Here is a 25554-nt window from a genome sequence, read left to right as displayed (position 1 = left end):
ATTTGTTTTGATACAATGAACTTTTCTCGTTTCGCGATTCTATTGATTCTATACTTATCTTCTTTTCAAATGTTCGTTGCCAACGAGGAAAATCGAAAAGAATGGAATCGGGCGGCTAAAGAAAAAATTCTCAAGATGAATGAGAAGGAAGAAGAGACCGAATCGATTCCTTATCTTGCGAAATACGTAGAAAAAAATCCATCCGATCTAACGTTTAAACTCTGGTATGCAAGGGCCTTATTTTATCGTAAGGATTTGGAATTACCTGGACACGCAGAGGATGTTTTTTCGAGAATGGAAAAGCTAAAAAAGATTCGAGAAAACTATCTTAACTCAGCGAAGATATTCGAGGAAGTTTTGGAATATCTTTCCCAAGCGACTCCACGAGATCCCGATCTTGGTAAGTGGCATTTTTTATGGGCAATGGCGGAGTGGTATGCGGGCCGAGACGATAGGGCAATTCAAATTTTTAAAAAGTCCTTCAAATATGATTTCCGACTCAACGAAGCAAACTATAACATCGCGAGTATCTATCAAGCGATCGGTCAGTTGAAGGACGCCGATATTTATTTTAGAATGTATCTCAAGAATGATAAAGAAATGAGAGAGGAAAACTGATGGCGAGAGTAGACAAACGATTTCAGCTACTCATGACGGAAGAAGAACTCGAACTCTTAAAAAATGAAGCCGACAAAAGAAGTCTTTCCGCAGGAGAGATGCTCCGACTTTCCTTGAGAAACGAAGTCTATCGCTCCGATTCCTACGAACGTCTGGAAGCTCTCAACATTCTCGCGAGTATGAAAGAAGAATGAGATATTATCTTTCCAAGTCCCTGCTCGAATCCTTGGTCGAAGGTGCACCCGATCAAAAAACAATTCTTGTGGAATCGATCGGAAATCTGATCAAGGAACAACATTTATTTTATACAGGGACAATTTCCATTCTTCCCCTTTTGGAAAAACAAAACGATCCGATGCAGAAGGATATTATCTGGACTCAGGTCAAACGCCTTTGTTTAGAAATTCTGGATTTTAAATCCGAAAATCTTTCCCTGGCTCAGAAATTATCCAAAGAGTTTGGAAATGCAGATTGGGTTTGGAACGAGATGGCGATCGCGATCGAAAAGGATTTGGACGGTTTTATCACGATCGATAAAAATCTTCCGAATCAGAAGATGATCAAGGTATTACTCGCTCAGGAAATAAACTTCAACGGGATCGCTTAGAGGTGATACTTGATCCTTTCCTGTTTGGAAATGATACGCCTTATTAAAGGCGCTGATTCTAAAGTAATAGGTAGTCCCTTTTTTTAAAAAAAGCTGATTCTTTTCCAGAAGGATTTCCGCGTTTAAGGATATAATCCGATTGTCCACGCAGGTATTGAGCTTATTATAATATTCTTGAATATTGCTTGCGTTCTTACCGTCCGGCAAACCGGTAATCGGATCTAAATAATCCGAAGCCGGATGTTTGGGTCTTGTCTTTTTGTTTGGAGCTTCGTTTGTCAAAGGATAAGTTCCTCGAATGATTCCCACCATTCGATCCGGATGAATTCCGTAGTGAATAAAATATCCGCCTCCGTTGATCACGTCTCGTTCCGGATTGGACTTCCAGGTCAAACAAACGCTCGGCCCGGAATCGTCGATTGAATTGTCAGAAACCTTTAGACCCAGTGGACGAACCGGAGGATTTGTTTCTCTATAAGTGAGGGTTAGATTTTTTAATTCCGGAGTTTGATTTCCGCTCGGATCGGACTTGAACTTGATTCTCCATTGATAGTATCGAAACGGAAGAAGGTCTTCTTTGTTTTCCGAAATTCCTAAAAACTTTTTAATGGAATTTTTGAGTGAAATTCTATAAACGTTCGGATCTAAAGAATCTAGTTTAAAAGATTCTAATTTTCTTAAGTCCACTGCGATCCAGGCCGGTCCTTCCGAGGTCGGATGAAAGACCGTGGGTGATACTCGGAAATAAAGTTCCATCGCAGAAGACTTTGGAATATCAGCTTTCAGTTCGATTTCTTCCAAGAAGGCGCTGGAGTATTTACTTTTGTAAACAGGAGAAATTGCGGTTCCAAATTTGGATTGGGTCGTATGCGTGTCCGGATCAAAGTCTTGTCCGGGAAAAGGAACGTCTTCGGCGTTCGGATTCGGTTTACCTCGAAAGACGGCGAAGTTTTCCATCCATCCGTAATAAGAACTCGCGATTCGAAATGAAGTCGTATCTTCGGGATAAAATCCCATTCTTATTAAATTTTTATTAGCGGGAATCGAACCTCTCGCGGATTCCTTTCCATTCAGATATAAAACGATTTCTCTTTCCGAAGGATTGAAATAGAGAAGAATTCGATTCCACTGATTCTTTTTGAGAGTTGTATTTGAAACAAGTTGAAGAGAAAGAAATCTTTTTTCTTCGGTTTCAAAGAAGGAATAAAATCCGGCTTTGAGTTTATCGTCCGCAATCTTGAGATCCCATCCGAAAGTGTTTCCGGAAGTTTCATAAAGTTTTGAAATGAGGGTCGCGTCTTTTTCAACGGTTCCGGGAAGAATGCTGAATGCGATATAAAATTCTTCCGTGAGATCTTTGGAAGTGAGAACACCCGTGTTGGAATGTGCGATTCTGATTCCGGTTCTTTTTCCGGAAAATCGAGCGCTTCTTTTTGCATGAAGTACGTTTTCGGAATCCGGAAGAAAAGAAGAAGAAAGAACTTTATAATTTCCTGATATATCTTTTAGGTTGGCCGGTTCTCCGGAATCAAAACTGAGATAGAGATCGGATCCGAAACTTCGGTCGCGGGTTTGAAGTTTAAGAGTTTTTTGTTCCCCATTCTTCCCCGAAAGTTCCAAACCGTTTCTCTGAAGATCGTTTAGAGATAGAATCTTGGTTTCCGGAAAAATAGGAAAAAAGGAAAGAGAGAAAAAGAGAAAAGCCGAAAGGGCGACTAACGATACTTTAGAATTTGTAATCCATCCCATTCGGTTTTTTTAATTAAGAGTTTAAGGTTTCGAGTTGATTGACTCTTCTTTCGTGGCGTCCGCCTTCGAAAGGAGTTGCGATCCAAGTACGAACGATATTGAGAGCCAATTCTTTTCCGAGAATTCTTCCGCCCAAAACAAGAACGTTTGCGTTGTTATGGCGTTTGGATAATTCCGCGGTTAATTGATCGTGACAGAGCGCGGCTCTGATCCCGCTCAGGCGATTGGCTGCTATGGACGCGCCGATTCCGGTTCCACAAAGGGCGATCAAACCTTCCACTTCTTTGGAAAGAACTTTTTTACAAGCGTCTGCTATGACGATCGGATAGTCGACGGAGGTTTCGTCTTTGGTTCCATAGTCTACGATTTCCAATTCTCCAGCAAGCGCTGTGCGGAGAAATTCCTTTAGTTCAAAGCCTCCGTGATCCGAGGCGATTCCGATTTTTTTCATGATCTATATTTGGTTATGTCCCGACCGAACTCAGGATTCAAGCAAATAATTCTTTGTTTTAATGTCAAAAGGGAGAATCGAAAGATTCTACAAGACGGATTCTTTGTAAGCCTTGGGCATCGCGTCCCAAAATTCAACCTGGACTAAGAATAGGGAAAGATAGATCATCGAGAAGTTATCTTCGGAGACCTTTTCTCCTTTGAGAGAATACGAGGTAGCGTCGTTGAGTCTTGTGAGAAGTTCGCGTTTTTGTTTGAGATGGGTCGTCAGAAGTTCCCATTCTATAGAATTGAGAGATCTAGTTTTTTCATCCGAAAGAATATAGTTTTCGTAATAAGAATTCAACTCGTTGTAAGTCGCGAGATGGCGATTCCAATCCAAGAAAAGAATCGAATATTCTTCTTCGGTAAGTTTTTTGTTTTGGATACAGTTCAGCGACTGAAAACGGGACCGTCCTTCTTTGTAAGCGATCGTTTCCGCGATTCTTTTCTTTTCTTCCAAAGAGATCGTTGATTTAAAGAGATTGGAAAGTTCGGAGGACGCGGCTTCGTTTGTAAAACAATCCTGAATCGGAAGTTGTGTGATAAAGTTCAAACCGGAAGCGCTCAGGCCTCCGGTTATACTTCCCAAAAAGAGAAATGCTAATAAAATTCTTTTTAAAGCTAAGAATTTCATTTCGCCTTAGATTCAAATTCTTTCATAAAGGAAATGAGTTTTTGAACTCCCGCGAGTGGCATGGAATTGTAGATCGACGCGCGAAATCCGCCCACCAATCTATGTCCGCCCAAACCGTGAAGTCCGTTCTTCTCCGCTTCGTCCAAGAACTTCGCGTCCAGATTTTTATCCTTTAGTAAAAAAACCGCATTCATTTGGGAACGTGCGTTCTTCTGAACCGGGCAGGTATACAAAGAAGAAGAATCGATGAAGTCGTATAACAATTGTGCCTTTTGTTCGTTCACCTTCTGGATGACTTCGACCCCGCCGAGTTTTAACAACCACTCGAAGACCAACTTTGCAATGTAAATCGAATACGTTGCAGGGGTGTTGTAGAGGGATTTGTTTTTTGTCATCACCTCGTAGTCGAGAAGAACCGGAATTTTTCTTCCGGAAATTCCTATCAGGTCGTTTCGAATGATGAGAAGACTCAAACCGGAAGGACCGATATTCTTTTGAGCGCCCGCAAAGATAACTCCAAAATCCTTTACTTCGATCTTGCGGGAGAGAAGTTCACTCGTCATATCGGCAACAAGAGGAATTTGTTTGATCTTCGGAAGCGTAGGATACTGTGTTCCATAGATCGTATTGTTGGAAGTGATGTGAAGATACTTTCCCTTTCCTGAAAGTTTGCTGTCATCGAGAAAAGGAACGTCCGTAAACTTATTGTCAGTCGCGTCATAGATCACGTTGACTCCGTTGAACTTGAGTCCTTCTTCCCAGGCTCTTTTTGTCCAGATTCCCGTGTGAGCGATGTCGAAACTTTCTCCTTCTTTGAGAAGATTGAGAGGGAGGGCGGAAAAATGAAGCGTGGCTCCTCCTGAAAAGAACGCGATCGAATAATCGTCCCCTATGTTTAAGAGCTTGCGTAAGAGTGATTCCGCTTCTTTGAGAACGTCTTCAAAGAGAGGTTCTCTGTGACTTACTTCCATAATGGACATTCCGGAGCCCTTATAATTTAAGAACTCAGCCGCCGCGATTTCCATGACTTCGTTGGGAAGCATGGCCGGTCCCGCGCCGAAATTGTAAATTCTTTCCTGGAATTGATACATATAGGATAAGGTTGCAAAGGGGAGTTTGGGGATCAACTTTCTTCTCAGAAAGAAGACTCCGGATCGGGAAAAATCCTTGTCGCAATAGAATGCTTGAGGATAGCATATCCCCTGGTCAAACGACTGCTTTCCCTTCCGGAGATGAAAAGGAGTATTTTAGAATGTTCAGAATCTTGATAGCACTTGTATGCGTTGGTTTTTCTTTTTCGTTATCGTCACAGGATAATTCTAAACTCGGAGAAAAAGAAATTCGTTCTTCGGGAAGGGTTCAGTTTATCAACCGTTCCTCCGCGAGAGCAGGAGAAGAAGTCAGAGGCACCAACGAAAAAGTCGGAGCCGGTTTAGCGGAAATTTTAAAAAAAGAACCTAATAAAAGTCACAGCCAAGGCGGCGTCAGCGTTACAAGAATCGCACCCGAAGACAAAAAATTCGGAGCCGATATTTTCTCTCTTTCCGAAGATTCCGATTACGGACATATCAATTCGATTCAAAGAATTCTTGCGGGTTTTGTAAAATCAAACTTCGGCTACGACGATAAGAATTCCGAAATTCTCGCGACTTATATTCTTTATTACAATGCGATTCATAGAAAGGGTAAGGCTTACGTTGCAAAGAAATATTCCAATTCCGTAATTAAGGTTTTGAAGCCCGAGTCGATCGGGATTTCCAAACGTTACTCGGAATGGCCCGGTAAAACTGAAATTCTCGTTCCCTTGGTGGAAGACGTTTTAGGAAAAGACGTTCATACGGATGAATTGGAAGACGAAGTCAATAAAGACCTCGATAAAAAGAAGGAAGGACAATCCGAAAAGGATAAGTTCGACGATCTTCAGAGAGAAAAAAATAAGAAAGAATTAGAAGAAATCAAAAGAAGAAAAGAAGAAAATCAAAACAAACAGAAAGAGCTGAACGACAAGGAAGTAAAGACGGACAAAGAACTTCAAGAGCTCAACAAAGATCCTGTTAAAAATAAACAGGAAATCGTAGAAAAGAAAAAAGCAAAAGAACAAGTCCAAAAAGAAAAAGAAGTAGTTAAAAAAGAAGAACAGAAACTCAAAGAGAAAGAAAAGGAAGTAGTTAAAAAAGACGAAGAGAGAAAGAGCAATAACAGTTCCAGTTCCTCGAGCTCGTCCAGTTCTTCTAAATCCAGCGATTCTAAGAGTGATTCCGGAAGTAAGTCTGGAAGCGATAGTAAATCTTCTTCCGACGACAAGAAGACGGAAGCCGAACTGAAAAAAGAATTGGCTGATACCAAAAAGGAATTAGAAACCAAGAAAGAAGAAGAAAAGAAAAAAGAAGAATTCGACAAGAACGTAGTCGGAGGTAAAATTCTTTTCTTAAAAACTTTGAAATATTTGGACAAAGGTCATTATAACAACGAACTTCAGGTTTTGGATCCTACTAAAGACGATACGATTTTTCGAGGAGACTTTAATAAGATCTGCGGAAGAACCTTCGAGATCGTAGACGGAAAAGCCCTTGTAATCGGCTTTGAAGACGGTCACTCTTCCAATCACAAACTGATCTTGATCGATCAAGAAACTTTGAAGCCTACCATCTCCGCGGAGGATAACATTTTTTGGCGTTCTCCAATGATCGTAAAAGGGGATGAGATTTACGCCTTTGAAGAAGTTCAGGAAAAATACTATCTTTCTCGTTTTGGAAAGGACCTTAAAAAACAGGCAAAATCTTCCGAAGAGATTAGCCCGAATTCAAACGTAACCTTTTACGGAGAAAAGATTTATGTTACCGGAAAGGAAGAAGGTTCGGGAAGCATTCAGATCACCGTTTTTAACAAAGCGGACTTGAAGCTGATCAAGAAGATCAAGCCGTAGTTCCGACCTTTTCAATAGGTTTAAAAAACCGGGAGCCCTTATCCCGGTTTTTTATTTTAAGGATTTATGAATTTGGAATTCGATCCGAAGATTCTTCAGGAAATTATCGATAAATTCGTAACAAAGTCGGAAAACTTTTTTCCGGTCCGAGATACATCGACGAATTCCGAAAGACCATTTTTAGCGGAAAGAGACTTTTATATCCAGGCACTTAAACACGTTGAGCTTCAGAAACCGATATTAGGTTATATTCGAAAAATTATCGATCACAACCGAAAAGGTCCGATTCTCTGGTCTTCGGAAGAAGAACACGCGGGGACGCACGCCGTCATGGCCTTAGCCCTTTTTGACAAAATCTATGTAAAAGAATATATCGACTTTCTGCGAACGAACGATCTGGATCACGAAGTTTATCAAAGCGACGATATTCAAGAGTTGATAAAAAGATGGGGTTGGTGTGAGGAGATATTATCTCTTGCCGCGGCAAGAAGTTTCCGGGGACAATTCGGTTCTGATCAGCTCGGCGAAATGTTAAGCGAAGGCTTGGAAGAATACTTGATTGAGACTGATTCCATCTCATCTTTTGCCGAGAAAATCTGTGTAGAAATTCGAAACGATTCCTCGATTCCCGAAGAAGACTATGAGGAAATCGTTTTAATCGTTTCCGATGCGTTCGAAGAAAATCAAAAATCCGTTCAAAGAACAATGAAAAGGGAACTTTCGAATTAAACTGAATGTCTGTCGCAGAAACGATTAAAGCGATTTCCAATGTATTTCAGAAGTCGGTTTTTTACCATCGGACTTGGTTCGAATCGGATAAGAATGTAAAACTTTCTTCGATTTCCAAAGTTCTTAAAAGAACGGAAATGGATTCTAAAATTCTTTCTATAAACTTGTATAGAAAGGATTTTTAGAAAGGAAAAACGTTTTCATTCGGAAACGGCCTAGAATGCCGTTCTATCATTTTAAAAAAATCTTATCTCAGAGAAGTTAATTCTCTGTAAGCGCGAACCACTCCATCAGCGATCGTCTTTGTGAACGTAAGAGCGACTCTCGCTTTTTCGGATGCGATCATAACTTCGTGAGCGTCTACTGAATTCGGATCAAAGACCATCTTCTGAGTCAGCTCGTCCGCTTCTACTTGAAGATCGTTTACCGAAGTCATCGCATTCTTCATCGCTTCCGAAAAACTTTCGGCGACGTAATCAGGAGAGACCGGCTGCTTTACATCTTTGTAATGTCTATCTTCCGTCGTGAAGACGTTTACTTTGTCTCCTTTCGGAGTCAGAGGATGAGCCTTTCCACCGTTATAACCGGAATTATAAGTATACCAGAGTGAAGAATTAGAATTGATTTCCATGATTATGCCCTACCTATTTCCAGCGCTTTGTTAAACATCGCTTTGGATCCGTTTATCATCTGTACGTTTGCTTCATAAGACCTGGAAGCCGAGATCATATCAGTCATCTCGGTGACGATATTCACGTTCGGCATTTCCACGTATCCTTTTTTCGGTCCGATCTGAATCGAGTCCGGGTGAGTCGGGTCGTAAACCAAACGAAGAGGAGTCATATCCTTTTCGATCTTCATCACCTTAACACCTTTTCCTTCTCCCGGAGAAACTCCGAACGGATATACTGGACTATTCCATCGGGTTCTTAGATTGACCGGAGTCATCACGACTCGGTCTCTTCGGAAAGGGCCGTCCCCATTTGTATTTCTCGTGGTTGTCGAGTTTGCGATGTTGTTGGAAATCACATCCATTCGCAATCTCTGTGCGGATAAGCCTGTTGCGGAAATGTTAATTGATGAAAAAAGTCCCATGGCTACTTCCTAAACGGTAAAATTATGTCTCATTAGTATAAATTCAAGAAATTAAATCCGATTCTTAAGCCATTCTCATGACTTGTTTGAGATCTCTGTAGTTCTGATTGATTCTCTCTGACATCATCATATATTGCATCTGGGAATTGGATGCTTCTACGACCTCTTTCTCAACGTCCACGTTGTTACCGTCGGCTCTCATGGTTGTCAGGTAATCGATATTTGCCTTTGGACTTACTTCCCGATAATCCAAGGGTTTGAAGAATGAAATGTGGCGGTCGTCGGAAATTTGGGTAGGAACCTCTTTGACGGCCTCGATTTTTTCGGATTCGATCGCTCTTTTGATCATCGATTCGAATATCACTTCGGATCTCTTAAAATGAGGAACGTCCGCGTTTGCAATATTGTCTGAAATTACTTTTCTCTTCAAAACGGAACTATTCATTCCTCTTTCCAGTAAATCCTGGGTTTTCATGAAATGGGTTTTCTCAAACATTATTTCTCTCCCCTCAAAAAAATCGGTTGAATTTGCGTTTTCCACGAGAGATTTTTTTTACTTAGAAAAGTTTTTTCGTCCGAAAGTGTATGAGGGCGCTGGAAAACTTGAAAGCGAATATCAAAATGTCAGATAATTCAGAAACAGTAGAAATTACACCGGATCTCACCATTCTCTTTAATGACTATTATGCGTTTCGGACCATGCTCATGGACGCGATCGCAAAAAAACCGAAATACATCATTTTGAATCTCGGGGATATCCCCGTAATGAATTCTATTTCCATCAGTTCTCTAGTTTGGTTTTTAAAAAATGCGAGATCGGAAGGGATTTCCTGCACAATCAGCGCGATCCATCCCGACCTCCTAAATACGTTCGAGGTCCTGAACTTAAAAGAATACATCGATCATCAGTGATTCTTCCCTTTCCTTTTCCCCTTTCTTATTAAAACCGACGTTTTCTTCCGTTTCTTTGGCTCCGATTTTCATTGGACAAGCAAGGACGGATCTCTATGTTTGAATCTATGAAAAAAATCGCTCTCATTCTAACTCTCGCTTTGATTCTCTTCTCTTCTTGTAAAAAGAAGGAGGAGCTGATTTTGGGAGATTGGGTAAAGGTTAAAAATTGTCCTGAAAAGGGAGAATGTAAGGATCCGGACAAGGGAAAGGGAAGTCATCTTCTCATTCTTCCGGACGGTCTCGCGAAGTATGATACCTTTCATCTTACTTATAAAATGAAAGACGATGATATTCATTTTAATCTGGCGGACCTCGCCTTTGATTTGGAATATAGAATTCTGAAAGTCAATGAAAAGGAACTTCAACTTCTAAACAAGAAAGAAGATAACGTAGAATTTTTTGAAAAGAACTGAGTCGGTTCGATATCTTCTCCATTAAAAAAATATGAAACGTCTTTTCCTTTTTCTCTTCCTCACGATTTGTTTTTTCGGAATTCTTTTTGCGGATGATGAAGATGAAAATCTGCCGGGAAATGTTTCTCCGAGTCCGAACTTGGAGAATTCCTCCGGATCTCCGACGGACGCTGCCAGGAGAAGGGTTCTAATCACCGCTCTCAATACGGAGACGGTCAATCTGATTCGAGCAAACAATCTCGCAAGAGCTTCCGTTAATATAGAAAGAATCAAGAAGTTAGACGAGAATACGGTAGAATATCACTACCTCAAAGGTTCTTATCTCTATGCGCAGGGTCGTTACCCTCAAGCAAAGAATTCTCTTCTGAGAGCGATTCAGATTCAACCGGGACACGACCCGTCTTACTATCAATTAGGAATGATCTTTGTTCAGAGAAACAAATGGCCGAGGTCCTTAGAGTATTTTCAGAAAGCGGTGGAATTATCCAATTACAATCCATTCTATAGAATCAATCTTGCTCTCGCTTATTTTGAGACCGGAAATTATCTTCGTGCAAAAGCGGAAGCGGAAAGGGCGATCGAGTTAAAACCGAATTTTAGAGCGGCCAAACTTCTTCTTTTAAAATCTAATTTTCTTTTGGGGAACAAGGCGGACGCGTATTCCCAGTGTGTTGAATTTGTAAAAGACGGATTTCAATCCAGAGAATTTATGCTTATCCATGCAAGACTTGTAATGGACATTCATCAGAACTATAGAAAAGCGATTAAGATTTACAATCTTTACGGAGAACTTCCGTTTCAGGAAAAACGATTTCTGGCGCACGCCTATTACAATACCGGGAATTATCGCGCGGCCGCGGCGACGTATCAACAAGTAGTTCAGTTTAGAATCGCGGAAGAAGAAGATAAGATCGAATACATACGCTCCCTTTCTTTTATCAAAGATTATAGAAGATTGGAATCCTTTGTGACCTCTTGGTTACAAGAAGAACCTGATAAAAGAAGAAAGGTCCAAGAAGCTTTGGACATCGCGGAGCTCCTCAAGGAAAACGACTCGAAAGTTTTCCACATGTTTCCTTCTCGATCTCCGTATTGAAAGACGGCTTTCCCCTTCGTCGTAACTCCGACAATTCTACCGTGAAAGTTCGCGCGCCCCACCCTGAACTTGGGTGGAGGGGCGGGTGGCGGAAAAAACTCGGAGATTTTCCTATATCACAGATTCGTATTTCACGCAACGATAAATAAGATCGGTTTCTTGTCGTAACTCCGACAATTCTACCGTGCAAGTTCGCGCGCCCCACCCTGAACTTGGGTGGAGGGGAGAGGCGGCGGGAAAAACTCGGAAACTTTCCTTTATCACAGATTCGTATTTCACGCAACGATAAATAAGAGCGATTTCCTATCGGAATTCCGACAATGAATTTTCTTAAACTTCAACTTTCACGTTTTGTCGGAATTCGAATCAAATAAAGAACAACCAAAATTCCGATCAGTGAAACAAGAATTTTCACGGCCAGGATCGGAATGAAAAAGAAAACAGTAGTTCCCATCGTTATAAAGATCATAGAAATCGCGATGATCTTGGCACGAAGCGGAATCATCTTATGAATTCTCCAGTCACGGATATAAGATCCGAAATATCGATTGTTCATAAGCCAATTGTAAAATCGATGAGAGGCTCTTGCGTAACAAGCCGCAGACAAGAGTAAAAACGGCGTAGTCGGAAGAATCGGAGTAAAGACCCCAATGATTCCCAAGGCCAAGGAAATGGAACCCGCGACAAATAGTAAAAAACGAATCAATTTGGATCGATGAAGCCGAACCTCGTCACTATAATCTTTCTGTTCCATATTCTATAGAATGAAAATAGCTTTTGACAATTCAATTCTTTTCCAAAACCGAGATTCCTGAATTCGATTTCGGATCCAATGGCTTCCTTAGATAAATTCTCTCGATCGTAGGATTTTTTATTGTTCCGTCCAAACGCGATTCGCTTCCAACCAATCGTTTAAGAGTTGCGCATCTTTTTCTTTTGCAAATTTTTTGAGCGACCCCAACTCGGCGGGAGAATACTGTTTTGCAAGTTGAAACAAAACGTCTAACTGAGCCACGGTATGGTCCAGGTCTAAAGAATTTAGATATCGGATGTAAAGAGGTAGATATTTTAAGCTTCTCTGAAGAAGCCAAAGTATTGCGTAGGTTCCCGTTTCCAATTCTTCGTGAGTAGCAAGTCCTTCGTCGTCGTTCTCTTCGTTAAATTGAATCAAAGCTTCTATGTATTCCGAAACGGAAGTTTCAATTAAAGAATCCGATCCTAAAATTTGAGAGAATAATCCTTGTTCGTCGAGCACTCGATCTTCTATCGTTACTCCGAAACCAAACCATGGATCCGAGTCCTCGAAAATGGGATCGGAGAATACAAAGTCTTCCGCGTTTTTAAGAATTCTCGTCCAGGTAACGACGGCTTCACTGATCGAAAAGGGAGTTAGATCTTTCAAGGGAACCAATACGAGATGACCCGTAAATCCTGCTTCCGGATCCATTTCCACGATTCGAATGGAAAATTCTGTTTTCATAATATACTCCTGATCAATGGAAAATGCATTCGGTCGACCGTTGATGACGCAAAACTTTTTCGAAAAAAAATCTTGAAGCCGAACTGAAGTTCGTTCCGAGTAGAATTTATAGTCATCGTTTTTTCACACTCAAATTTTTTAAAGAGGGCTCTTTTATCTCAATCCGAAAATTTAAAATAACATCTTCTTTTGCAAAAAACAAAATAGAACGTTAAACTCTTTTTCCCTAAAATACAAAGCACAAAATACATTTCGAACGGAACTCGGATCTTTATTACGAATAAATTTCCGAAAAGAATTCGATATCGAGAATTCTTTGCGCAAGAACTCGTAAAAGAATCGGACCAAAAAGAAACTGATTTGCTTTTTTGATAGTTACTACTTCGCAGTCTTCATGAGACACAAACAAATAGGCTGGCTCTTTGTGAATTGTCTTTTTTAGGGGATCGCTTAAAATCCAGTTTTGACCAAATTCGATTATACAAGGTGCGTCTTCCACGGAAAGCTCTTTGTTTTCTAACGCTTCTAAGAATTCTTCGTTATCACCTTCTTCGATTGCCTCCGGTTCCCAACCTCCAGCGTTGATTTTTCCTTTTTCGTCTAATCCAAAGAAACCGATCGAACCTCCGCCTAAGTCTTCGAAATAAATTCCATTGTGAACCTTTACCGTTTTTACATAACTCTTCGGTAATCCTTTTTCGGGAATTTTTGTAAACGGAGGATGACAGATCAGTTCCGCATTTTCATTTTTAAGATGTTCGATTTTGATTTCAGCGATCAGAGCGTTCTCTTTCTCATTCAAAGAAAATGAGATCAGGTTTTCGGAGAGTTTTTTAAGAATTTCTTTATCCTCTTCCGCTTCGATTAGAAAAGAAAAATGATGCAAGAACGCTTCTTTCGGAGGTTTAGAATTGAGTGTGGACTTCCATTCCGAAAGAAAATCGACGGAAGTGTTTTCTTTGTATCCTTTCTTGAGTTTTTCGGTTATCAATTTTTCCGCTTCCTTCCGACATTTGTCTTCCGAATCGAAAGTTTTTGTCTGTGTTTGTCCTGCGGTTCCTGTTTTTCCGAAAGTAACGGTAAAAGAAAGTCCGGAGGATTCTAAATTCCAAAATTTATCGGATGTTTCGTCTCGAAAAATGAGTTCTCGTTTTATCACACTTTTAACCTCTGTCTAAGTTTGTAATATTCAGATTTTAGAATGTATTGTTAGCTTTTTTAAAAAAATGAAATTATTTTTTTCGAATTCGTTTTTAATTTTAAAAATTCTCAAGGGTTATGCAATTGAAAGAAATCGACCGCCTCTTGATCTGCAAGAGGTTTGGCGTTTACATCGTTGGCGTCAAATTGATCATTTACGACCTTTGCTTGATCAAAGCTGTGATGTGTATTCGGATATACCGTGATCGCAATCGAATTGTTAGTTCCGGCGCTTGCGCCTAACGTTTGTGCTCGGGTGACTCTGTCGTCGCAATAACCGCCCGTATAAAGAGGATCGAGCCCAGCCGCGAGAATTTTAATATGTGTATAAGGCAGATATGTGCTCGTAGAAATTCCTCCAAAAGCGCTGTTCAATCCGCAACCGGGATAATAGGAAATCACCCCTTTGAATGGCCTTGGATATTTCACTCGGTACTGAAGTGTAGAATTTGTATCCACAGTCGAGATGACGCTGCTTCCCCCATGCGACCAACCAAGTAAAACAATTCTCTCATTTAAGATGATCGCGGATCTTCTCACGTAATCCAATGCAGCGTATGCATCCGTCGGGCGATCCGTAACCTCGGAAGTTCCTACACCCGAGCCGTTCCCGCATTGATTTTGTTCCGCGTTTCTCGGAGTAAAACTATCGAGGAGTAAAGTGGCGTATCCTAGATTTTTTCCGCGTCCCGCCCATTCGGTAAAAAGAGATGCGACTCCTCTCGTCGGATCGTTGAAAGAATAAGCGCCCCCGCACCCATGCATCATTACGATGAGTGGGAATTTACCCAATCCGCTCGGTTTTGAAAAGTATCCTGTAATGATGATATTCTGAGTAGAATTGAATATTTGAACTTTATAATTTGTAAGTTCGCTTTCTTGATCTATCGGGACAGGTCCGGAGATTATATTTTGAAACTCGTTTGCTTGAATGGCGCCCAGAAGAAAAAGAAAAGGAATTGGATCCTTCGTATGTTTGCAGTTAAAAGAGAAGAGAATAGGGGAATAAAAGAGAATCATAATTTGTAGGAACTTCATGCGAAGTATAACAGAGAGATTTTCAATTATTTCAGTTTTAATCCGAATTATTCTTCTTGGATTATAGATGGATAAAATTGGGATAATTCCGGAAGTATTCTCGATCGATAAGAATTTTGGATTTTGACTTTTCTTGAGCCATTCCCTATTTGGAAACAGTCGCGAGAATGTTTCCTTTCTTTGGATATAATGGATCCGATTTGATTTTTAAGAATTTGAATTACAGATTCTTCTTTAAGGCGATCGATACTCCCTTTTGCATCGCGAGCGCGATTCGATTGGAAACATAATTGCTCAATGCGGCATAGGCTTCGTTTCCCAAACCGAGTGAGTCTTTTGCTTTTGTTAGAATTTGATTTGGTTCTCGAATCGAAAATCGTTCGTCCTCTTCCGATTCTAAAAAGTTTTCTTGTTCAATCGATTCTTCTTTTACAAAAGTAAATTTGTTGAGATAATCTTGTGAAAGCTTTTCTTCATATTCTTTCCAGGGGAGAGAAGTTAATTCTTCTAAAAATGGTTTGAGCTCGTGAAATTGAGAGACGAGGTTTTTTAATTCTTCGACCTTTGTTTCTATCTCATTTTCGAGGGGATGATTCGGATAGAAATTTGATTTTTTTGCTGATATGGAATCTTGAAATTCTTTCTTGCTTATATTGTCTGACAAAACCTGTACACTCGTTTCATGATGGATTTGTTTTTAGCATAATCATCGGCAACGTTTTCACTTGATTTCACTTCAGATGATATCCTTGCCAAACAGGAATACAGGCGGTCCAATCGAGTTTATCGACCGTAAGCTTGTGCTACCAGGTTGACTATGCCCTTGCAAGATATCAATTCGATATTCTTTCCGAGCTCTGATTATTAAGCGACATCGAAAAATGACAAAGTATTGCCACGATATCAGCCTCTTCGAGGTTTTATTTTAATACGAATTCGGTTTAATTCTCTGCAAAATTTACGTTATGTGCTCTTTGTGGAAAAATAAGGACAGAATTTTCAAAACAAAAAGATTTGTTTATGGGAATATCGAATCTTCGGTTTCGATTGTGAACAAATTGAATCCGAATGTTTGAAAGAAAATTTTATATTCTCAAATCGAGAACAAAACGCTAAGGGCTCAAGTGTCGACGATTGAAGTCATAACTTGGTCAAAGATCGGTTTTGTCGTGGCTAAATAATGGGCGAGGTCGATTTCAACGGGTTGATTCTATTTTTATTAAAAAGCATTCGATTCGTTTGGTGCCGCGTTAGAAATTCTCGTCGCGAGCTGCGGTAAGAATATTATTTTTTTATAATTCTCTATTGGATTCGCTCAGGAAGTAATACGTTGAGAATTTTTGCCGGCTTCAAAATAAAAAAGCCGGACTTTTTACGGCCCGGCTTTGAGACATTCTTAGAAAGAATGAAAACTTTTAGGTTTCTTTCAGAGCTGCTACGATTTCTTGAGTCGCTTTTTTTCCGTCTTGGAAATACATCAGAGTATTTTCCTGGATAAAGAGCGGGTTAGGAACTCCGGCGAATCCTGGACTCAGACTTCGTTTAATTACGATTACGGTCTTCGCCTTATCAACGTCCAGAATCGGCATTCCCGCAATTGGGCTGGTCGGATCTGTTTTTGCAAGTGGGTTGACCACGTCGTTTGCACCGTTCACAATCACTACGTCGACTTGTTCAAAAGTGGGATTGATTTCATCCATTTCTTTCATCTTGTCGTAAGGAATATCGGCTTCTGCGAGAAGAACGTTCATGTGACCGGGCATTCTTCCAGCAACGGGGTGGATCGCAAATTCAACATCGATTCCTCGTTCTGTAAGAAGATTATAAAGATCTCTTACTGCGTGCTGAGCTTGTGCTACGGCCATTCCGTATCCAGGAACGATAACAACTCTTTGCGCCATATCCAAGAGCATCGCAACTTCTTCTGCGGAAGTACTTTTGGTTTTTCCTGCGTAGATGTCTTCTCCACCTTTGGAAGTATCAACGGCCGCACCGAGCCCTCCGAAGAGAACGTTTGCAAGAGAGCGATTCATCGCCTTACACATAATTTGTGTTAGAATGATTCCGGACGCTCCTACAAGAGATCCCGCAATAATCAGAACGTTATTTCCAAGAACAAATCCTGTCGCCGACGCCGCGATTCCGGAATAAGAATTCAAGAGTGCGATTACAACCGGCATATCGGCTCCACCGATCGGCATTACGAGAAGAATTCCTAAAACGGAACCGACCGCTACAACATACCAATACCATTCTATCTTTTCAGGTTCGATAACTACGAAGTAACTGAGCGCGAGAGAACCGAGGAAGAAAATGATTTTTACGAGTTGATCACCCGGATAACGAACCGCTTTTTCGGAAAGAAGTCCTTGGAGTTTTCCGTAGGCTACAAAACTTCCCGTTAAAGTCACTGCACCGATGATTCCGGAGGCCGCAGTAGAAACCGTGAACTGATACGATTTTAAGACTTGGAGATTGGTTCCTTGATGAATCACTTCCATCACCGCCGCACCTGCGACAAGAAAGGAAGCAAGACCTCCGAATCCATTGAGGGCCGCAACGAGTTGAGGCATAGAAGTCATCTCAACTTTTATGGAAAGATAAACTCCGATTGCAGTTCCAACGATGAATCCCGCTAAGATGTATTCGTAAGCGAGACCTTTTTCAACGAGAGCCGCTGCGATCGCAAAGAACATTCCCACTGCGCCTAAGAAGTTTCCACGAACCGCGGTCTTAGGGTGAGAAAGAAGTTTCAATCCTACGATAAAAAGAACGGAGGAGAGAAGATAAATTAAATTGATAATCGATTTTTCCATATTCTTACTTTTCTTTCTTCTTGAACATTCCTAACATTCTGTGCGTGACTAAGAATCCACCGATCACGTTGATGGTTGCGGCAACCATAGCAACAAATCCAATGATGTTGATCAAAGGGCCGTTCACCGAATGTAGAGATAAAATCGCCCCAATGATCGTGATTCCGGAAATAGCATTGGAACCTGACATAAGAGGGGTATGTAAAAGAGGAGGAATTCTTGTGATGACCTCAAAACCTACGAATACGGCTAATAAGAAGATCGTCAGGTAACCTACGAACTGTTCCATTATAACTTTTCCTAATCAGAGATTCCTTCCCAAAGAGCATGGAAAGGCCGGGTTTACCGATGGGATCACTTTTCAGAAACTCCTGTCTCCTGAAAACCTTTTTTTCTCAAGAGACAGGCGTCGCATCTTCCACAGGCCTTGCCGTTTTGCGGGTCATAACAGGAGAATGTGAGATGAAAGGGAACATTCAATTTACTTCCCAAGAGAACGATTTCTTTCTTAGAAAGATTTTGTAGAGGGGTTATAATTTTGAGAGGAGAACCTTGGCTTCCTTTTTTGGTTCCGAGTTGGATTGCCATCTCGAACATCTTGATAAATTCAGGTCTGCAATCCGGATAACCGGAATAATCCATCGCATTGACTCCGATATAGATCGAATCCGATCCGGTTCCTTCTGCGAGGGAGGTGGCAAAAGAAAGAAAGAGGATGTTTCTTCCGGGAACATACGTATTCGGAATTTCATCCTTTCCCAGAGAATTCTTAGGAACCTTGATCGACTTTTGAGTGAGAGAAGATCCTAAAAACAATTCCGGTTTTAACTTTTGAATCGTATGTGGGATTCCTAATTTGCGAGTAATCTTTTTCGCATAAGTCAATTCGATTCTATGTCTCTGTCCGTAGTCGAAGGATAAGGCCTGAACTTCCTTGCCATCCGCGATCGCCTGATACAAACAAGTGGTAGAATCCAGTCCTCCGGATAAAAGTACGACGGCCTTGTTGTTGGAAGATTTTAATTTTGAATCGGATTTCTTTCGATTCGGATTCTTAATTTTATCTGAGTTCAAAACTCGCCTCTCTCAGTGAGAATTTTTCGGACCTTCGTAGATGCAGGCGCTTGTACAAGTTTCGTTGAGTGTGATTTTATACAAAAGAGGAAGGAGCGGTTTGAGATGATTCCAGAGCCAGATAGAAATATTTTCCGAAGTCGGATTTTCCAATCCGGGAACATCGTTTAGATAATAGTGATCGAGATGATTTTCGATGAGGGGTTTTACGATCTTACTGACTTCCGCATAATCGATCAACCAACCGGTGTGAGAATCGATTCTTCCTTTGAGATGAAGTTTAAAACGAAAGCTATGACCGTGAAGTCTTTTGCATTTATGGCCGTCGGGTACGTTGGGAAGAAGGTGAGCGGCGTCGAAGCGGAATTCTTTAGTGAGTTCGATTTCTTCCATGAGGTCCTGCCCGAGTTGAAGAATACGTTTGGAAGATCTAAGAGTTTACCGGGTTCAGGAGAAGAAGACTGTGAAAAAGCCGGTCTTATTTAACCAGCTCTTTCAGAATTTCTTGTCTTTTTTGATCTTTCTGATGCTCGTTCAAAACCAACCATTCTCTTTTGATTTGTTTTGAGCTTACGCCCTTAAGTTCTGCGTATTTGTTAAGAAGTTTTGCAGTTTTCTGGTTCATATCGACCAAAAAACTGGAAACCGAGTCTCTGTCAAGTAACTCAGTGGTGAAACGTTCTGGAAGAGAAATTTCCGGAAGGAGTTCCTACATTTTTGACGGGAAGACGATCTTCGCGATCGAGAATGATAACATTTCAGTGCTTCCATTTTTTTCGGAGTTCCGACTTATCTCGCGACCCGTAGGGAGCGAGATATTGAGTTCTTCGCGACCCCTTACCCTTACTGATGAAGTCTTTCGCGGATCAGGCTCTTCCAGTCGTACATCAAACTGGATTCATAAATTATAGGAGTTCCTACATTTCAGAATTCCGAAGTTTTAAAAGTAGATCCAAGGAGTCGATGGATTCTTCCGAAGAAATTTTTCCGAGGATCTTTACGTCTTCCAAAACAAATCCCATCTTATGTCTCTTTGAAGGAAGAAGCTTTTGAAAGGAAAGTTCCGCTTTCCAGATTGTAGGAACTCCTCGGATCGGCCCCTTTTTTTCGATCGTATTCTCTTTAAAAAAAGAATCGATTTCCAAAAACAAAGAATGTTTTGAATCGACCGAGATTCTCGCGATGGTATTTAGATTTGAATCTTGGGTCGCAAGTAACTCAGCATCTTGCTCCCTATGGGTCGCAAGATGGGTCGGAACTCCGAAACTCAACTCCCAAAAAGAAGAACCTTCCTTGTTCATCGCCTTTCTTCCGTAAATCAAAACGGCTTTGATTGTTTGGAGCGGAGTTTTGAATTCAGAAAAAAACTTTCCTTCCGGATAAAAAAGAAACGCACTTCGACTTTCTATCAAAAAATTTTTCTGAAAATCTATGGAATCGATTTCTTCCGGAATTCCATTCCATTCTACCGGACGAACGAATTGAAAATTACGATTGAGAATGAGATCCAAAATTTCTTTTCTCTCTTTTATGCTTTGCGAAGAAAGGTTTTCGTTCTCATAATTCAGAATATCATAAAATAAGAATATTCTTTCTCCTTTTTGATTTTGAGAAATCCATCCGAGAATGCGCGCATTCCTTTTTACCTCTGAGAATTCTTGAAAGATAAGAGGAGTTTCTTCCGGGTATAAAAATCCATCTTTAGTCCAAATAAAAACTTCCGAAGGTGAGAGGATCACTTCAGCCGAAATTCCTTTTGGACAAAGAAGGAAATACATTTTCTCGGAGATCCGATTTTCAGAAAACGAAGAAGGACGAGGCGGTTTTTGGGGTAAGGAAGGATCGATTCGTTTTAAAATTTCGGTTTCGTTCAGTCTTTCGAGTTTTCGATCCGGAAACCAAGAGGAAAGAATTTCTACGATCGAAATCGTTTTCCAATGGATTTTTGATTTTCGAAATTTGTTTAAAAGAACTCCGGTTTCTAAATCGAAAAGGTCTGCTAAGATTTCGATTAAGAATGTTTCCTGTATTTTAAGATTTTGTTTTCCAAGAAGAAGTTTATGAAAAAAGATTTTTTCCGAGATGGAAAACGTTTTCCAAATTGAAAATAAGACTTCTCGACTTTGGTCTTTCGAATTGATAATTTGATTCGCTTTTTTTAAAAGGACTCTAAATTCAGTTTCGAAATTAGGAGAAGGATTTCCCGTCAAAAGAGAAATCGCTTCCGAAATCTCTCCGACTTCTTCGATCGCAGATCGAATCATCCAAAGAGGTTGGTCCAAATACTCGGAAGCTAAGGTCACGAGCAAATCTTCTTCCAAAATCGCTTTTTCTTTTTTCCCCGCGAGAAACGCAAAGACAAGATCCAATTCTTCCAAAGGACAATGGCAGAGAAACGACGTTAGGAGATATCTTCTTCGGTCGGAATCCGATTCTTCTTTGTATTCTTCGATCAATTTGGGAAAAGATAACACTGGATTGACTTACTTGGATTCGTTTCGTTTTCGCACAGATGGAAGAGAAGTCATTCTTTTTTGGTTGGAAAAGAATCAGAAAAATGAAAACCGATTAAAACTTTTCTTGCTCAAAGAATCCGATTTTATAAAAGTAAACCCCTTTAAAAAATAAATATTCGGTTAGTGTATGAGAAACTTCAGCTTACAATTTTTAAACTTTTGGAATCGTATTCCTCTTTGGATACGTCGTTCTTTCTGGTCTATCTTTGCGATTCTCCTTTTTGCGAAGATTGGATTCTCCCTTTTATTATTTTTAAAATCCCCTCGTTTGAGCGGAGAATTAAAAGTATCCGGAATTACAAGGCCGGTTTCGATCATTCGGGACTCTTACGGAGTTCCGCACATTCGATCCGAGGATTCGCATTCCGCCTACTATGCGTTAGGTTACGTAACCGCGAGCGATCGTTTGTTTCAGATGGAAATTCTCCGAAGAGCAGGAAGAGGGGAGTTGTCCGAAGTTTTAGGCGCGGACCTGATTCCTGCGGATACATTCTTGCGGCAAATGCTCTTAAGAAGAACCGCCGAAAAGATGCTTCAAGAAGGAGCAAAGGGTAATCCTCAGGCCTGGAAAGAATTGGATTCTTTTTTAGAAGGAATCAATTTCTTTTTGAAAACGGAAGCCTTACCGATCGAGTTTACGGTTCTCGGATACAAACCGAAACCATTTGATCGTTTGGATGTTTTGAGCGCTCTTTCGCTTTTGTCTTTTTCTTTTGCGGAAGCCCTTCGATTGGATCCGATCTATTCTACATTAGAGAAAAAACTTCCGAATCGTAACGTCGCAGAATTATTTCCGAGACACGATAAAGAGGATCCGTTTTCGATTTTCGAAAATCAACCGGCGTATTCTCCGAAAGCGATCACACAAGATCGAAGGAATACAATTTCGAATCTTGCGTCCCTTTCTTCTCCGGAAAAAAAATCCGATGACTTTTCGGAAGTTTCCAAAACGTTTCAAAAAGTGGATTCCATTCTGAGAGATCTTCCTCTTTTTACGGGAAGCAATTCTTGGGTGATCGCTCCTTCGAGGTCCGCAACCGGAGGCGCCATTTTAGCCAACGATCCCCATATCGCATTCAGTAATCCTGGAACCTGGTATGAAGTTCACATGAAGGTTGGAGAACACGAAACCTATGGGTATCATTTTCCGATTCTTCCGTTTCCTTTAATCGCGCATAACGCGAAAAAAGCCTGGGCCTTGACGATGTTGGAAAACGACGACATGGATTTTTATCAGGAAGTTCTCCATCCTACACAACCCAATCTTGTAAAAGAAAAAGGAAATTGGGTTCCGGTTCAAATTCTCAAAGAAAAAATTCCAGTCAAGGGAGAGGAAGCGAGAGAAATCGAAATTCAAGTTACTTCTCACGGTCCCATCGTTTCAAAACCGATCGAAGGTTACAAAGGCCCTGTGATTTCCGTTCGCTGGATCTTTCATCACGTTACAGTTCCTTTGTTGGATACGGTTTATAGTCTGGGTCGTTGTTCTTCTCTGGAAGAATGTTCATTTATCGTCCCGTCTCTTCCGGCTCCCGGTTTGAACGTTTCTTACGCGGATGCAAAAGGGAATATCGCTTGGTGGGCCGTTGGGAGATTTCCGATCCGAGGTAAAAAGAGTAATCCGCGAAAATTTTTGGACGGGGCTTCGGGTGAAGACGACGTGATCGGTTATATCCCTGCTTCAGAAAATCCGAAATTGATCAATCCTCCGGAAGGAATCATTCTTACGGCGAATCATCTTCCCGTCACCGAGTTGAAGGGATACGGAAGACCGGAAGGTTATTGGCAAGAATCCGATCGCGCGAGAAGAATTTACGAACTTCTTTCTCAAAGACAACGTTGGTCCGTGGACGACGTTAAGAAAGTTCAAACCGACGTTCACGCCTTTTCAGCGAGGAGCATTGTTCCTTTGATCGCCGGAGAATTGGAAAAAGAGAAAGAATGGAACGGAGTTTTCCGAGAAACTCTGGATATCTACAAGTCTTTTGACGGAGAACACACGTTAGACTCCGTTGGAGCTACGATTTTCCAAACCTTAAATCAATTCGTAATGCTCAATCTTTTGTCCGATGAGTTGGACTCCAGAGAACTTGCGATCTATGGTCACAACGCGGAACACTGGAACGCGTACAAAGCCGTTCTTTTTAATCCGGATTCTACATTTTGGGATGATCTAACGACGCCCGGCATCGCGGAAACAAGAAGAGAGATTTTGATTCGAGCTTTCGAACAAACGGTTCGTTATCTTTCTCAGAAACACGGCGGATCCGCTTCTTCCTGGAAATGGGGAAAGGCTCACAAGATTACGTTTGAACATCCGATTGGAAAGGTTCCTGTTTTGGGTTTGATTTTCAATCAAGGGCCTTTTTCAATCAATTCGGGAGAAGCAAACGTGAACGTCATGGCACAACAGGATATCAATCCTGAGATGACTCCGAAAGTAGGACCTTCGAAAAGAAGAATTATCGATTTGATCAATCCTGAAAATTCATGGTCAGTTTTGCCGACTGGAAATTCAGGAAACCAAGGTTCTCCTTTTTACGGGGATCAGATCAAAATGTTTTTAGACGGAGAACACAGGGCGATCCGTTTTACTCAATCGCAGATCGAACAAGATTCTAAATACGTATTAAAATTGATTCCGGAATAGAATTCAATTTTTCTAATACATGTGATCGATCATCTTTGTTTCGAAATTTTTGGATCGTTTGAGAAGATCGAATATTTTTCTTTCGTGTAGACCCTCTATGACCTTTGACATCGCTAAGGCATAGGGGGAGTTTTCGTCTTCACCCATTGAGTCGTAGTGTTCCTGCCACAAAGGATAATCGAAACCGTTTTCTTCGCGGAACTCGGCGAAACCTTCGTATTTCCATTCTCCCACGTAGTATTCGGGATCAAAAAGATCGCTCATGCTCATCGTCGCGCCTTCGATCACAAATTGAAAGACGACGGCCTCCGGATTTTCTTTTGCAAATTTTCGAATCGCGTCTTCCGCAAAGGCAATCAGTTTATCAACTTGAAACGATCTTTGGAAAGGATCCTTTTCCACTTTGATTCCTTTTGTTTCTAAGAATTTTAATACTTCCTTTCTTGTTTTCGAATCCGCGATGCTAAGAGCCGATTTCGGATTTTGTAAATCCGGATCGACTCCATTTTCCAAAAGATATCGGATAAAGGGCATTTTATCCTGAGCTCCGGGCCTGCAGGCAAAATGAAGAGGAGTATAGATTTCGTCTCCTCTCCAATTTGAAGGAGAATTCAAGTCTCCTCCATTCTCATGTAAGAATTTTAGAATATTCAAATGTTCATAGGGTTCGTGATTGGACGGACCGAAACAGGCTTCGTGAATCGCGTTTCTTTCGTGCACCTTTACGTTTGGATCCGCCTTTTGTTCTAAGACGAGATAACGAACTATATCCAATTTTCCTAAACTGGCCGCTCTTGGTAGAAGGCTCGGTTCCAAAGTCAGACCTTGTTCGAAGAGAAATTTTAAACATTCTAAGTTAGAGAACGTTGCGATTTCCAAAAGTGTGTAGTTTTCGTTTTTGAGATTCGGATCTTTGAGATCGATTCCAAAGGTTTGATACAGTTTTAGAATTTCGATTTTTCCTTTCGCCGCGGCTTCGAGAATATCCTTTGGATCCGGCGTTATATTTTTATTTAGAAGATAACTTACGACTTCGCTTTTACCGCGATCTCTGCATGCATAAAAGTGAAGAGAAAGATTGCCGGAATCCCTCGTGTCTAAAGGAAATCCGATACTTTCAAAATATTCCAATGCGGGAACGCTGTTTTCACTCGCGGCAAAGAACAAGGGAGCGGCGCCGTAGAAATCCTTTCCTCGAGTTTCGATTTCTTCTTGGATTTTTTCGATACTTCCCATTTCAATCCATTGAATCATCTGATATCGATGTTCCGTTTTTGCTTTTTTGAGTTTTGGTAGGTTCCTTTCTGTCATGGACACTTTGTTTTCCTCGATCTTCGATTCAAAAGATAGAATTTGAATTTTCCATTCTTTCGAAAACTTTAGAAATCCATTGTAATCGAGTTTCCTCGTTAATTCCTCTTGGATTATAATTAGAATAAGGCTTTCATTTCATTTTGAAAATATGAG

Annotated in this window: 28 protein-coding genes; 10 read left to right on the top strand and 18 right to left on the bottom strand. The window is 40.8% G+C overall.

What is annotated here, in order from left to right:
- Positions 1 to 69: 69 nt before the first annotated feature.
- The 3 genes from A0128_RS18085 to A0128_RS18075 are packed head-to-tail and all read left to right on the top strand — an operon-like array spanning position 70 to position 1225.
- Positions 70 to 618: a hypothetical protein gene (locus A0128_RS18085; protein ID WP_083244226.1), complete on the top strand. Its 549-nt coding sequence runs from the start codon at positions 70 to 72 to the stop codon at positions 616 to 618.
- Positions 618 to 812 (top strand): CopG family transcriptional regulator, encoded by a 195-nt coding sequence (locus A0128_RS18080; protein ID WP_069608788.1) that lies wholly within the window; start codon positions 618 to 620, stop codon positions 810 to 812. Before A0128_RS18085 ends, A0128_RS18080 begins: the two co-directional genes overlap by 1 nt.
- Positions 809 to 1225, top strand: a complete 417-nt coding sequence (locus tag A0128_RS18075; protein WP_069608787.1) for a hypothetical protein — start codon at positions 809 to 811, stop codon at positions 1223 to 1225. The genes A0128_RS18080 and A0128_RS18075 overlap by 4 nt, the downstream gene beginning before the upstream one ends.
- On the opposite strand, the gene A0128_RS18070 is transcribed toward A0128_RS18075, so the two are convergent.
- From A0128_RS18070 to serC, 4 genes are all read right to left on the bottom strand, one after another.
- Positions 1187 to 2974: a glucanase gene (locus A0128_RS18070; protein WP_069608786.1), complete on the bottom strand. Its 1788-nt coding sequence runs from the start codon at positions 2972 to 2974 to the stop codon at positions 1187 to 1189. The two genes, A0128_RS18075 and A0128_RS18070, sit on opposite strands and share 39 nt — an antisense overlap.
- A 13-nt stretch (positions 2975 to 2987) precedes the next feature.
- Positions 2988 to 3425, bottom strand: a complete 438-nt coding sequence (gene rpiB, locus A0128_RS18065; RefSeq protein ID WP_069608785.1) for a ribose 5-phosphate isomerase B — start codon at positions 3423 to 3425, stop codon at positions 2988 to 2990.
- A gap of 87 nt (positions 3426 to 3512) precedes the next feature.
- Entirely contained in the window at positions 3513 to 4100 is a 588-nt protein-coding gene (locus A0128_RS18060) for a hypothetical protein (protein ID WP_069608784.1), read from the bottom strand.
- Entirely contained in the window at positions 4097 to 5227 is a 1131-nt protein-coding gene (serC, locus tag A0128_RS18055; RefSeq protein WP_069608783.1) for a 3-phosphoserine/phosphohydroxythreonine transaminase, read from the bottom strand. Before serC ends, A0128_RS18060 begins: the two co-directional genes overlap by 4 nt.
- A 125-nt stretch (positions 5228 to 5352) precedes the next feature.
- On the opposite strand from serC, the gene A0128_RS18050 reads away from it, so the two are divergent.
- The 3 genes from A0128_RS18050 to A0128_RS18040 all read left to right on the top strand — a co-directional run bounded on the left by A0128_RS18050 (position 5353) and on the right by A0128_RS18040 (position 7940).
- Complete coding sequence (locus A0128_RS18050; protein WP_069608782.1) at positions 5353 to 7026, top strand: P83/100 family protein; 1674 nt, start codon at positions 5353 to 5355, stop codon at positions 7024 to 7026.
- A gap of 66 nt (positions 7027 to 7092) precedes the next feature.
- The gene (locus A0128_RS18045) at positions 7093 to 7755 is read left to right on the top strand and encodes a hypothetical protein (protein WP_069608781.1); all 663 of its coding nucleotides are present in this window, start codon (positions 7093 to 7095) and stop codon (positions 7753 to 7755) included.
- A gap of 5 nt (positions 7756 to 7760) precedes the next feature.
- Entirely contained in the window at positions 7761 to 7940 is a 180-nt protein-coding gene (locus A0128_RS18040) for a hypothetical protein (protein WP_069608780.1), read from the top strand.
- Between the two features lie 62 nt (positions 7941 to 8002).
- Here the strand turns inward: A0128_RS18040 and fliE are convergent, their stop codons facing one another.
- The 3 genes from fliE to flgB all read right to left on the bottom strand — a co-directional run bounded on the left by fliE (position 8003) and on the right by flgB (position 9346).
- The gene (gene fliE / locus A0128_RS18035; RefSeq protein ID WP_069608779.1) at positions 8003 to 8386 is read right to left on the bottom strand and encodes a flagellar hook-basal body complex protein FliE; all 384 of its coding nucleotides are present in this window, start codon (positions 8384 to 8386) and stop codon (positions 8003 to 8005) included.
- 2 nt (positions 8387 to 8388) lie between these two features.
- Positions 8389 to 8850, bottom strand: coding sequence for a flagellar basal body rod protein FlgC (gene flgC / locus A0128_RS18030; protein ID WP_069608778.1), 462 nt, complete (start codon positions 8848 to 8850; stop codon positions 8389 to 8391).
- Between the two features lie 64 nt (positions 8851 to 8914).
- The gene (flgB, locus tag A0128_RS18025) at positions 8915 to 9346 is read right to left on the bottom strand and encodes a flagellar basal body rod protein FlgB (protein ID WP_069608777.1); all 432 of its coding nucleotides are present in this window, start codon (positions 9344 to 9346) and stop codon (positions 8915 to 8917) included.
- Positions 9347 to 9471: 125 nt separating this feature from the next.
- Between flgB and A0128_RS18020 the strand changes: the two genes are divergently transcribed.
- The 3 genes from A0128_RS18020 (at position 9472) to A0128_RS18010 (ending at position 11313) form a co-directional block, all read left to right on the top strand.
- On the top strand, positions 9472 to 9762 hold the full coding sequence (locus A0128_RS18020) for an STAS domain-containing protein (RefSeq protein ID WP_069608776.1): 291 nt from the start codon (positions 9472 to 9474) through the stop codon (positions 9760 to 9762).
- Between the two features lie 107 nt (positions 9763 to 9869).
- The gene (locus A0128_RS18015; RefSeq protein ID WP_245667259.1) at positions 9870 to 10217 is read left to right on the top strand and encodes an LIC10301 family lipoprotein; all 348 of its coding nucleotides are present in this window, start codon (positions 9870 to 9872) and stop codon (positions 10215 to 10217) included.
- Positions 10218 to 10248: 31 nt separating this feature from the next.
- The gene (locus A0128_RS18010; RefSeq protein WP_069608774.1) at positions 10249 to 11313 is read left to right on the top strand and encodes a tetratricopeptide repeat protein; all 1065 of its coding nucleotides are present in this window, start codon (positions 10249 to 10251) and stop codon (positions 11311 to 11313) included.
- A gap of 337 nt (positions 11314 to 11650) precedes the next feature.
- On the opposite strand, the gene A0128_RS18005 is transcribed toward A0128_RS18010, so the two are convergent.
- From A0128_RS18005 to A0128_RS17960, 10 genes are all read right to left on the bottom strand, one after another.
- On the bottom strand, positions 11651 to 12067 hold the full coding sequence (locus A0128_RS18005; protein ID WP_069608773.1) for a YbaN family protein: 417 nt from the start codon (positions 12065 to 12067) through the stop codon (positions 11651 to 11653).
- A gap of 117 nt (positions 12068 to 12184) precedes the next feature.
- Positions 12185 to 12793, bottom strand: a complete 609-nt coding sequence (locus A0128_RS18000; RefSeq protein ID WP_069608772.1) for a hypothetical protein — start codon at positions 12791 to 12793, stop codon at positions 12185 to 12187.
- A 274-nt stretch (positions 12794 to 13067) separates the two neighbouring features.
- Entirely contained in the window at positions 13068 to 13952 is an 885-nt protein-coding gene (locus A0128_RS17995) for a WGR domain-containing protein (protein WP_245667175.1), read from the bottom strand.
- Between the two features lie 110 nt (positions 13953 to 14062).
- The gene (locus A0128_RS17990; protein ID WP_069608771.1) at positions 14063 to 15031 is read right to left on the bottom strand and encodes a dienelactone hydrolase family protein; all 969 of its coding nucleotides are present in this window, start codon (positions 15029 to 15031) and stop codon (positions 14063 to 14065) included.
- Between the two features lie 220 nt (positions 15032 to 15251).
- A complete protein-coding gene (locus A0128_RS17985; protein ID WP_069608770.1) occupies positions 15252 to 15695 on the bottom strand; it encodes a hypothetical protein in 444 nt (147 codons plus the stop codon).
- 751 nt (positions 15696 to 16446) lie between these two features.
- Entirely contained in the window at positions 16447 to 17847 is a 1401-nt protein-coding gene (locus tag A0128_RS17980) for an NAD(P)(+) transhydrogenase (Re/Si-specific) subunit beta (RefSeq protein ID WP_069608769.1), read from the bottom strand.
- A gap of 4 nt (positions 17848 to 17851) precedes the next feature.
- Positions 17852 to 18136 (bottom strand): NAD(P) transhydrogenase subunit alpha part 2, encoded by a 285-nt coding sequence (locus A0128_RS17975; protein WP_069608768.1) that lies wholly within the window; start codon positions 18134 to 18136, stop codon positions 17852 to 17854.
- 65 nt (positions 18137 to 18201) lie between these two features.
- The gene (queC, locus tag A0128_RS17970; protein ID WP_427854354.1) at positions 18202 to 18906 is read right to left on the bottom strand and encodes a 7-cyano-7-deazaguanine synthase QueC; all 705 of its coding nucleotides are present in this window, start codon (positions 18904 to 18906) and stop codon (positions 18202 to 18204) included.
- Positions 18907 to 18933: 27 nt separating this feature from the next.
- On the bottom strand, positions 18934 to 19314 hold the full coding sequence (queD, locus tag A0128_RS17965; protein ID WP_069608766.1) for a 6-carboxytetrahydropterin synthase QueD: 381 nt from the start codon (positions 19312 to 19314) through the stop codon (positions 18934 to 18936).
- Between the two features lie 524 nt (positions 19315 to 19838).
- Positions 19839 to 21395, bottom strand: coding sequence for a DNA ligase-like domain-containing protein (locus A0128_RS17960; protein WP_156781880.1), 1557 nt, complete (start codon positions 21393 to 21395; stop codon positions 19839 to 19841).
- Positions 21396 to 21564: 169 nt separating this feature from the next.
- On the opposite strand from A0128_RS17960, the gene A0128_RS17950 reads away from it, so the two are divergent.
- Complete coding sequence (locus A0128_RS17950) at positions 21565 to 24087, top strand: penicillin acylase family protein (RefSeq protein ID WP_069608763.1); 2523 nt, start codon at positions 21565 to 21567, stop codon at positions 24085 to 24087.
- Between the two features lie 12 nt (positions 24088 to 24099).
- Here A0128_RS17950 and A0128_RS17945 read toward each other — a convergent pair whose 3' ends face one another.
- The gene (locus A0128_RS17945; protein WP_069608762.1) at positions 24100 to 25398 is read right to left on the bottom strand and encodes an ankyrin repeat domain-containing protein; all 1299 of its coding nucleotides are present in this window, start codon (positions 25396 to 25398) and stop codon (positions 24100 to 24102) included.
- Positions 25399 to 25554: the final 156 nt, after the last annotated feature.

The sequence above is a fragment of the Leptospira tipperaryensis genome (assembly GCF_001729245.1).
GTDB classification, from domain to species: domain Bacteria; phylum Spirochaetota; class Leptospiria; order Leptospirales; family Leptospiraceae; genus Leptospira; species Leptospira tipperaryensis.
This window is presented reverse-complemented; position numbering and strand designations above follow the sequence as displayed.

Excerpts from the sequence above, each read along its gene's own strand:
- A0128_RS17990 (WP_069608771.1), bottom strand. The coding sequence starts at position 15,031 with ATGAAGTTCCTACAAATTATGATTCTCTTTTATTCCCCTATTCTCTTC.
- A0128_RS18005 (WP_069608773.1), bottom strand. The coding sequence starts at position 12,067 with ATGGAACAGAAAGATTATAGTGACGAGGTTCGGCTTCATCGATCCAAA.
- A0128_RS18045 (WP_069608781.1), top strand. The coding sequence starts at position 7,093 with ATGAATTTGGAATTCGATCCGAAGATTCTTCAGGAAATTATCGATAAA.
- A0128_RS18060 (WP_069608784.1), bottom strand. The coding sequence starts at position 4,100 with ATGAAATTCTTAGCTTTAAAAAGAATTTTATTAGCATTTCTCTTTTTG.
- A0128_RS18075 (WP_069608787.1), top strand. The coding sequence starts at position 809 with ATGAGATATTATCTTTCCAAGTCCCTGCTCGAATCCTTGGTCGAAGGT.
- fliE (WP_069608779.1), bottom strand. The coding sequence starts at position 8,386 with ATGGAAATCAATTCTAATTCTTCACTCTGGTATACTTATAATTCCGGT.
- A0128_RS18015 (WP_245667259.1), top strand. The coding sequence starts at position 9,870 with ATGAAAAAAATCGCTCTCATTCTAACTCTCGCTTTGATTCTCTTCTCT.
- A0128_RS18080 (WP_069608788.1), top strand. The coding sequence starts at position 618 with ATGGCGAGAGTAGACAAACGATTTCAGCTACTCATGACGGAAGAAGAA.
- A0128_RS17975 (WP_069608768.1), bottom strand. The coding sequence starts at position 18,136 with ATGGAACAGTTCGTAGGTTACCTGACGATCTTCTTATTAGCCGTATTC.
- A0128_RS18020 (WP_069608776.1), top strand. The coding sequence starts at position 9,472 with ATGTCAGATAATTCAGAAACAGTAGAAATTACACCGGATCTCACCATT.
- A0128_RS18070 (WP_069608786.1), bottom strand. The coding sequence starts at position 2,974 with ATGGGATGGATTACAAATTCTAAAGTATCGTTAGTCGCCCTTTCGGCT.
- rpiB (WP_069608785.1), bottom strand. The coding sequence starts at position 3,425 with ATGAAAAAAATCGGAATCGCCTCGGATCACGGAGGCTTTGAACTAAAG.
- A0128_RS18010 (WP_069608774.1), top strand. The coding sequence starts at position 10,249 with ATGAAACGTCTTTTCCTTTTTCTCTTCCTCACGATTTGTTTTTTCGGA.
- flgC (WP_069608778.1), bottom strand. The coding sequence starts at position 8,850 with ATGGGACTTTTTTCATCAATTAACATTTCCGCAACAGGCTTATCCGCA.
- A0128_RS17980 (WP_069608769.1), bottom strand. The coding sequence starts at position 17,847 with ATGGAAAAATCGATTATCAATTTAATTTATCTTCTCTCCTCCGTTCTT.
- A0128_RS18050 (WP_069608782.1), top strand. The coding sequence starts at position 5,353 with ATGTTCAGAATCTTGATAGCACTTGTATGCGTTGGTTTTTCTTTTTCG.
- A0128_RS18085 (WP_083244226.1), top strand. The coding sequence starts at position 70 with ATGTTCGTTGCCAACGAGGAAAATCGAAAAGAATGGAATCGGGCGGCT.
- A0128_RS17950 (WP_069608763.1), top strand. The coding sequence starts at position 21,565 with ATGAGAAACTTCAGCTTACAATTTTTAAACTTTTGGAATCGTATTCCT.
- A0128_RS17945 (WP_069608762.1), bottom strand. The coding sequence starts at position 25,398 with ATGACAGAAAGGAACCTACCAAAACTCAAAAAAGCAAAAACGGAACAT.
- queD (WP_069608766.1), bottom strand. The coding sequence starts at position 19,314 with ATGGAAGAAATCGAACTCACTAAAGAATTCCGCTTCGACGCCGCTCAC.
- flgB (WP_069608777.1), bottom strand. The coding sequence starts at position 9,346 with ATGTTTGAGAAAACCCATTTCATGAAAACCCAGGATTTACTGGAAAGA.
- A0128_RS18040 (WP_069608780.1), top strand. The coding sequence starts at position 7,761 with ATGTCTGTCGCAGAAACGATTAAAGCGATTTCCAATGTATTTCAGAAG.
- A0128_RS18000 (WP_069608772.1), bottom strand. The coding sequence starts at position 12,793 with ATGAAAACAGAATTTTCCATTCGAATCGTGGAAATGGATCCGGAAGCA.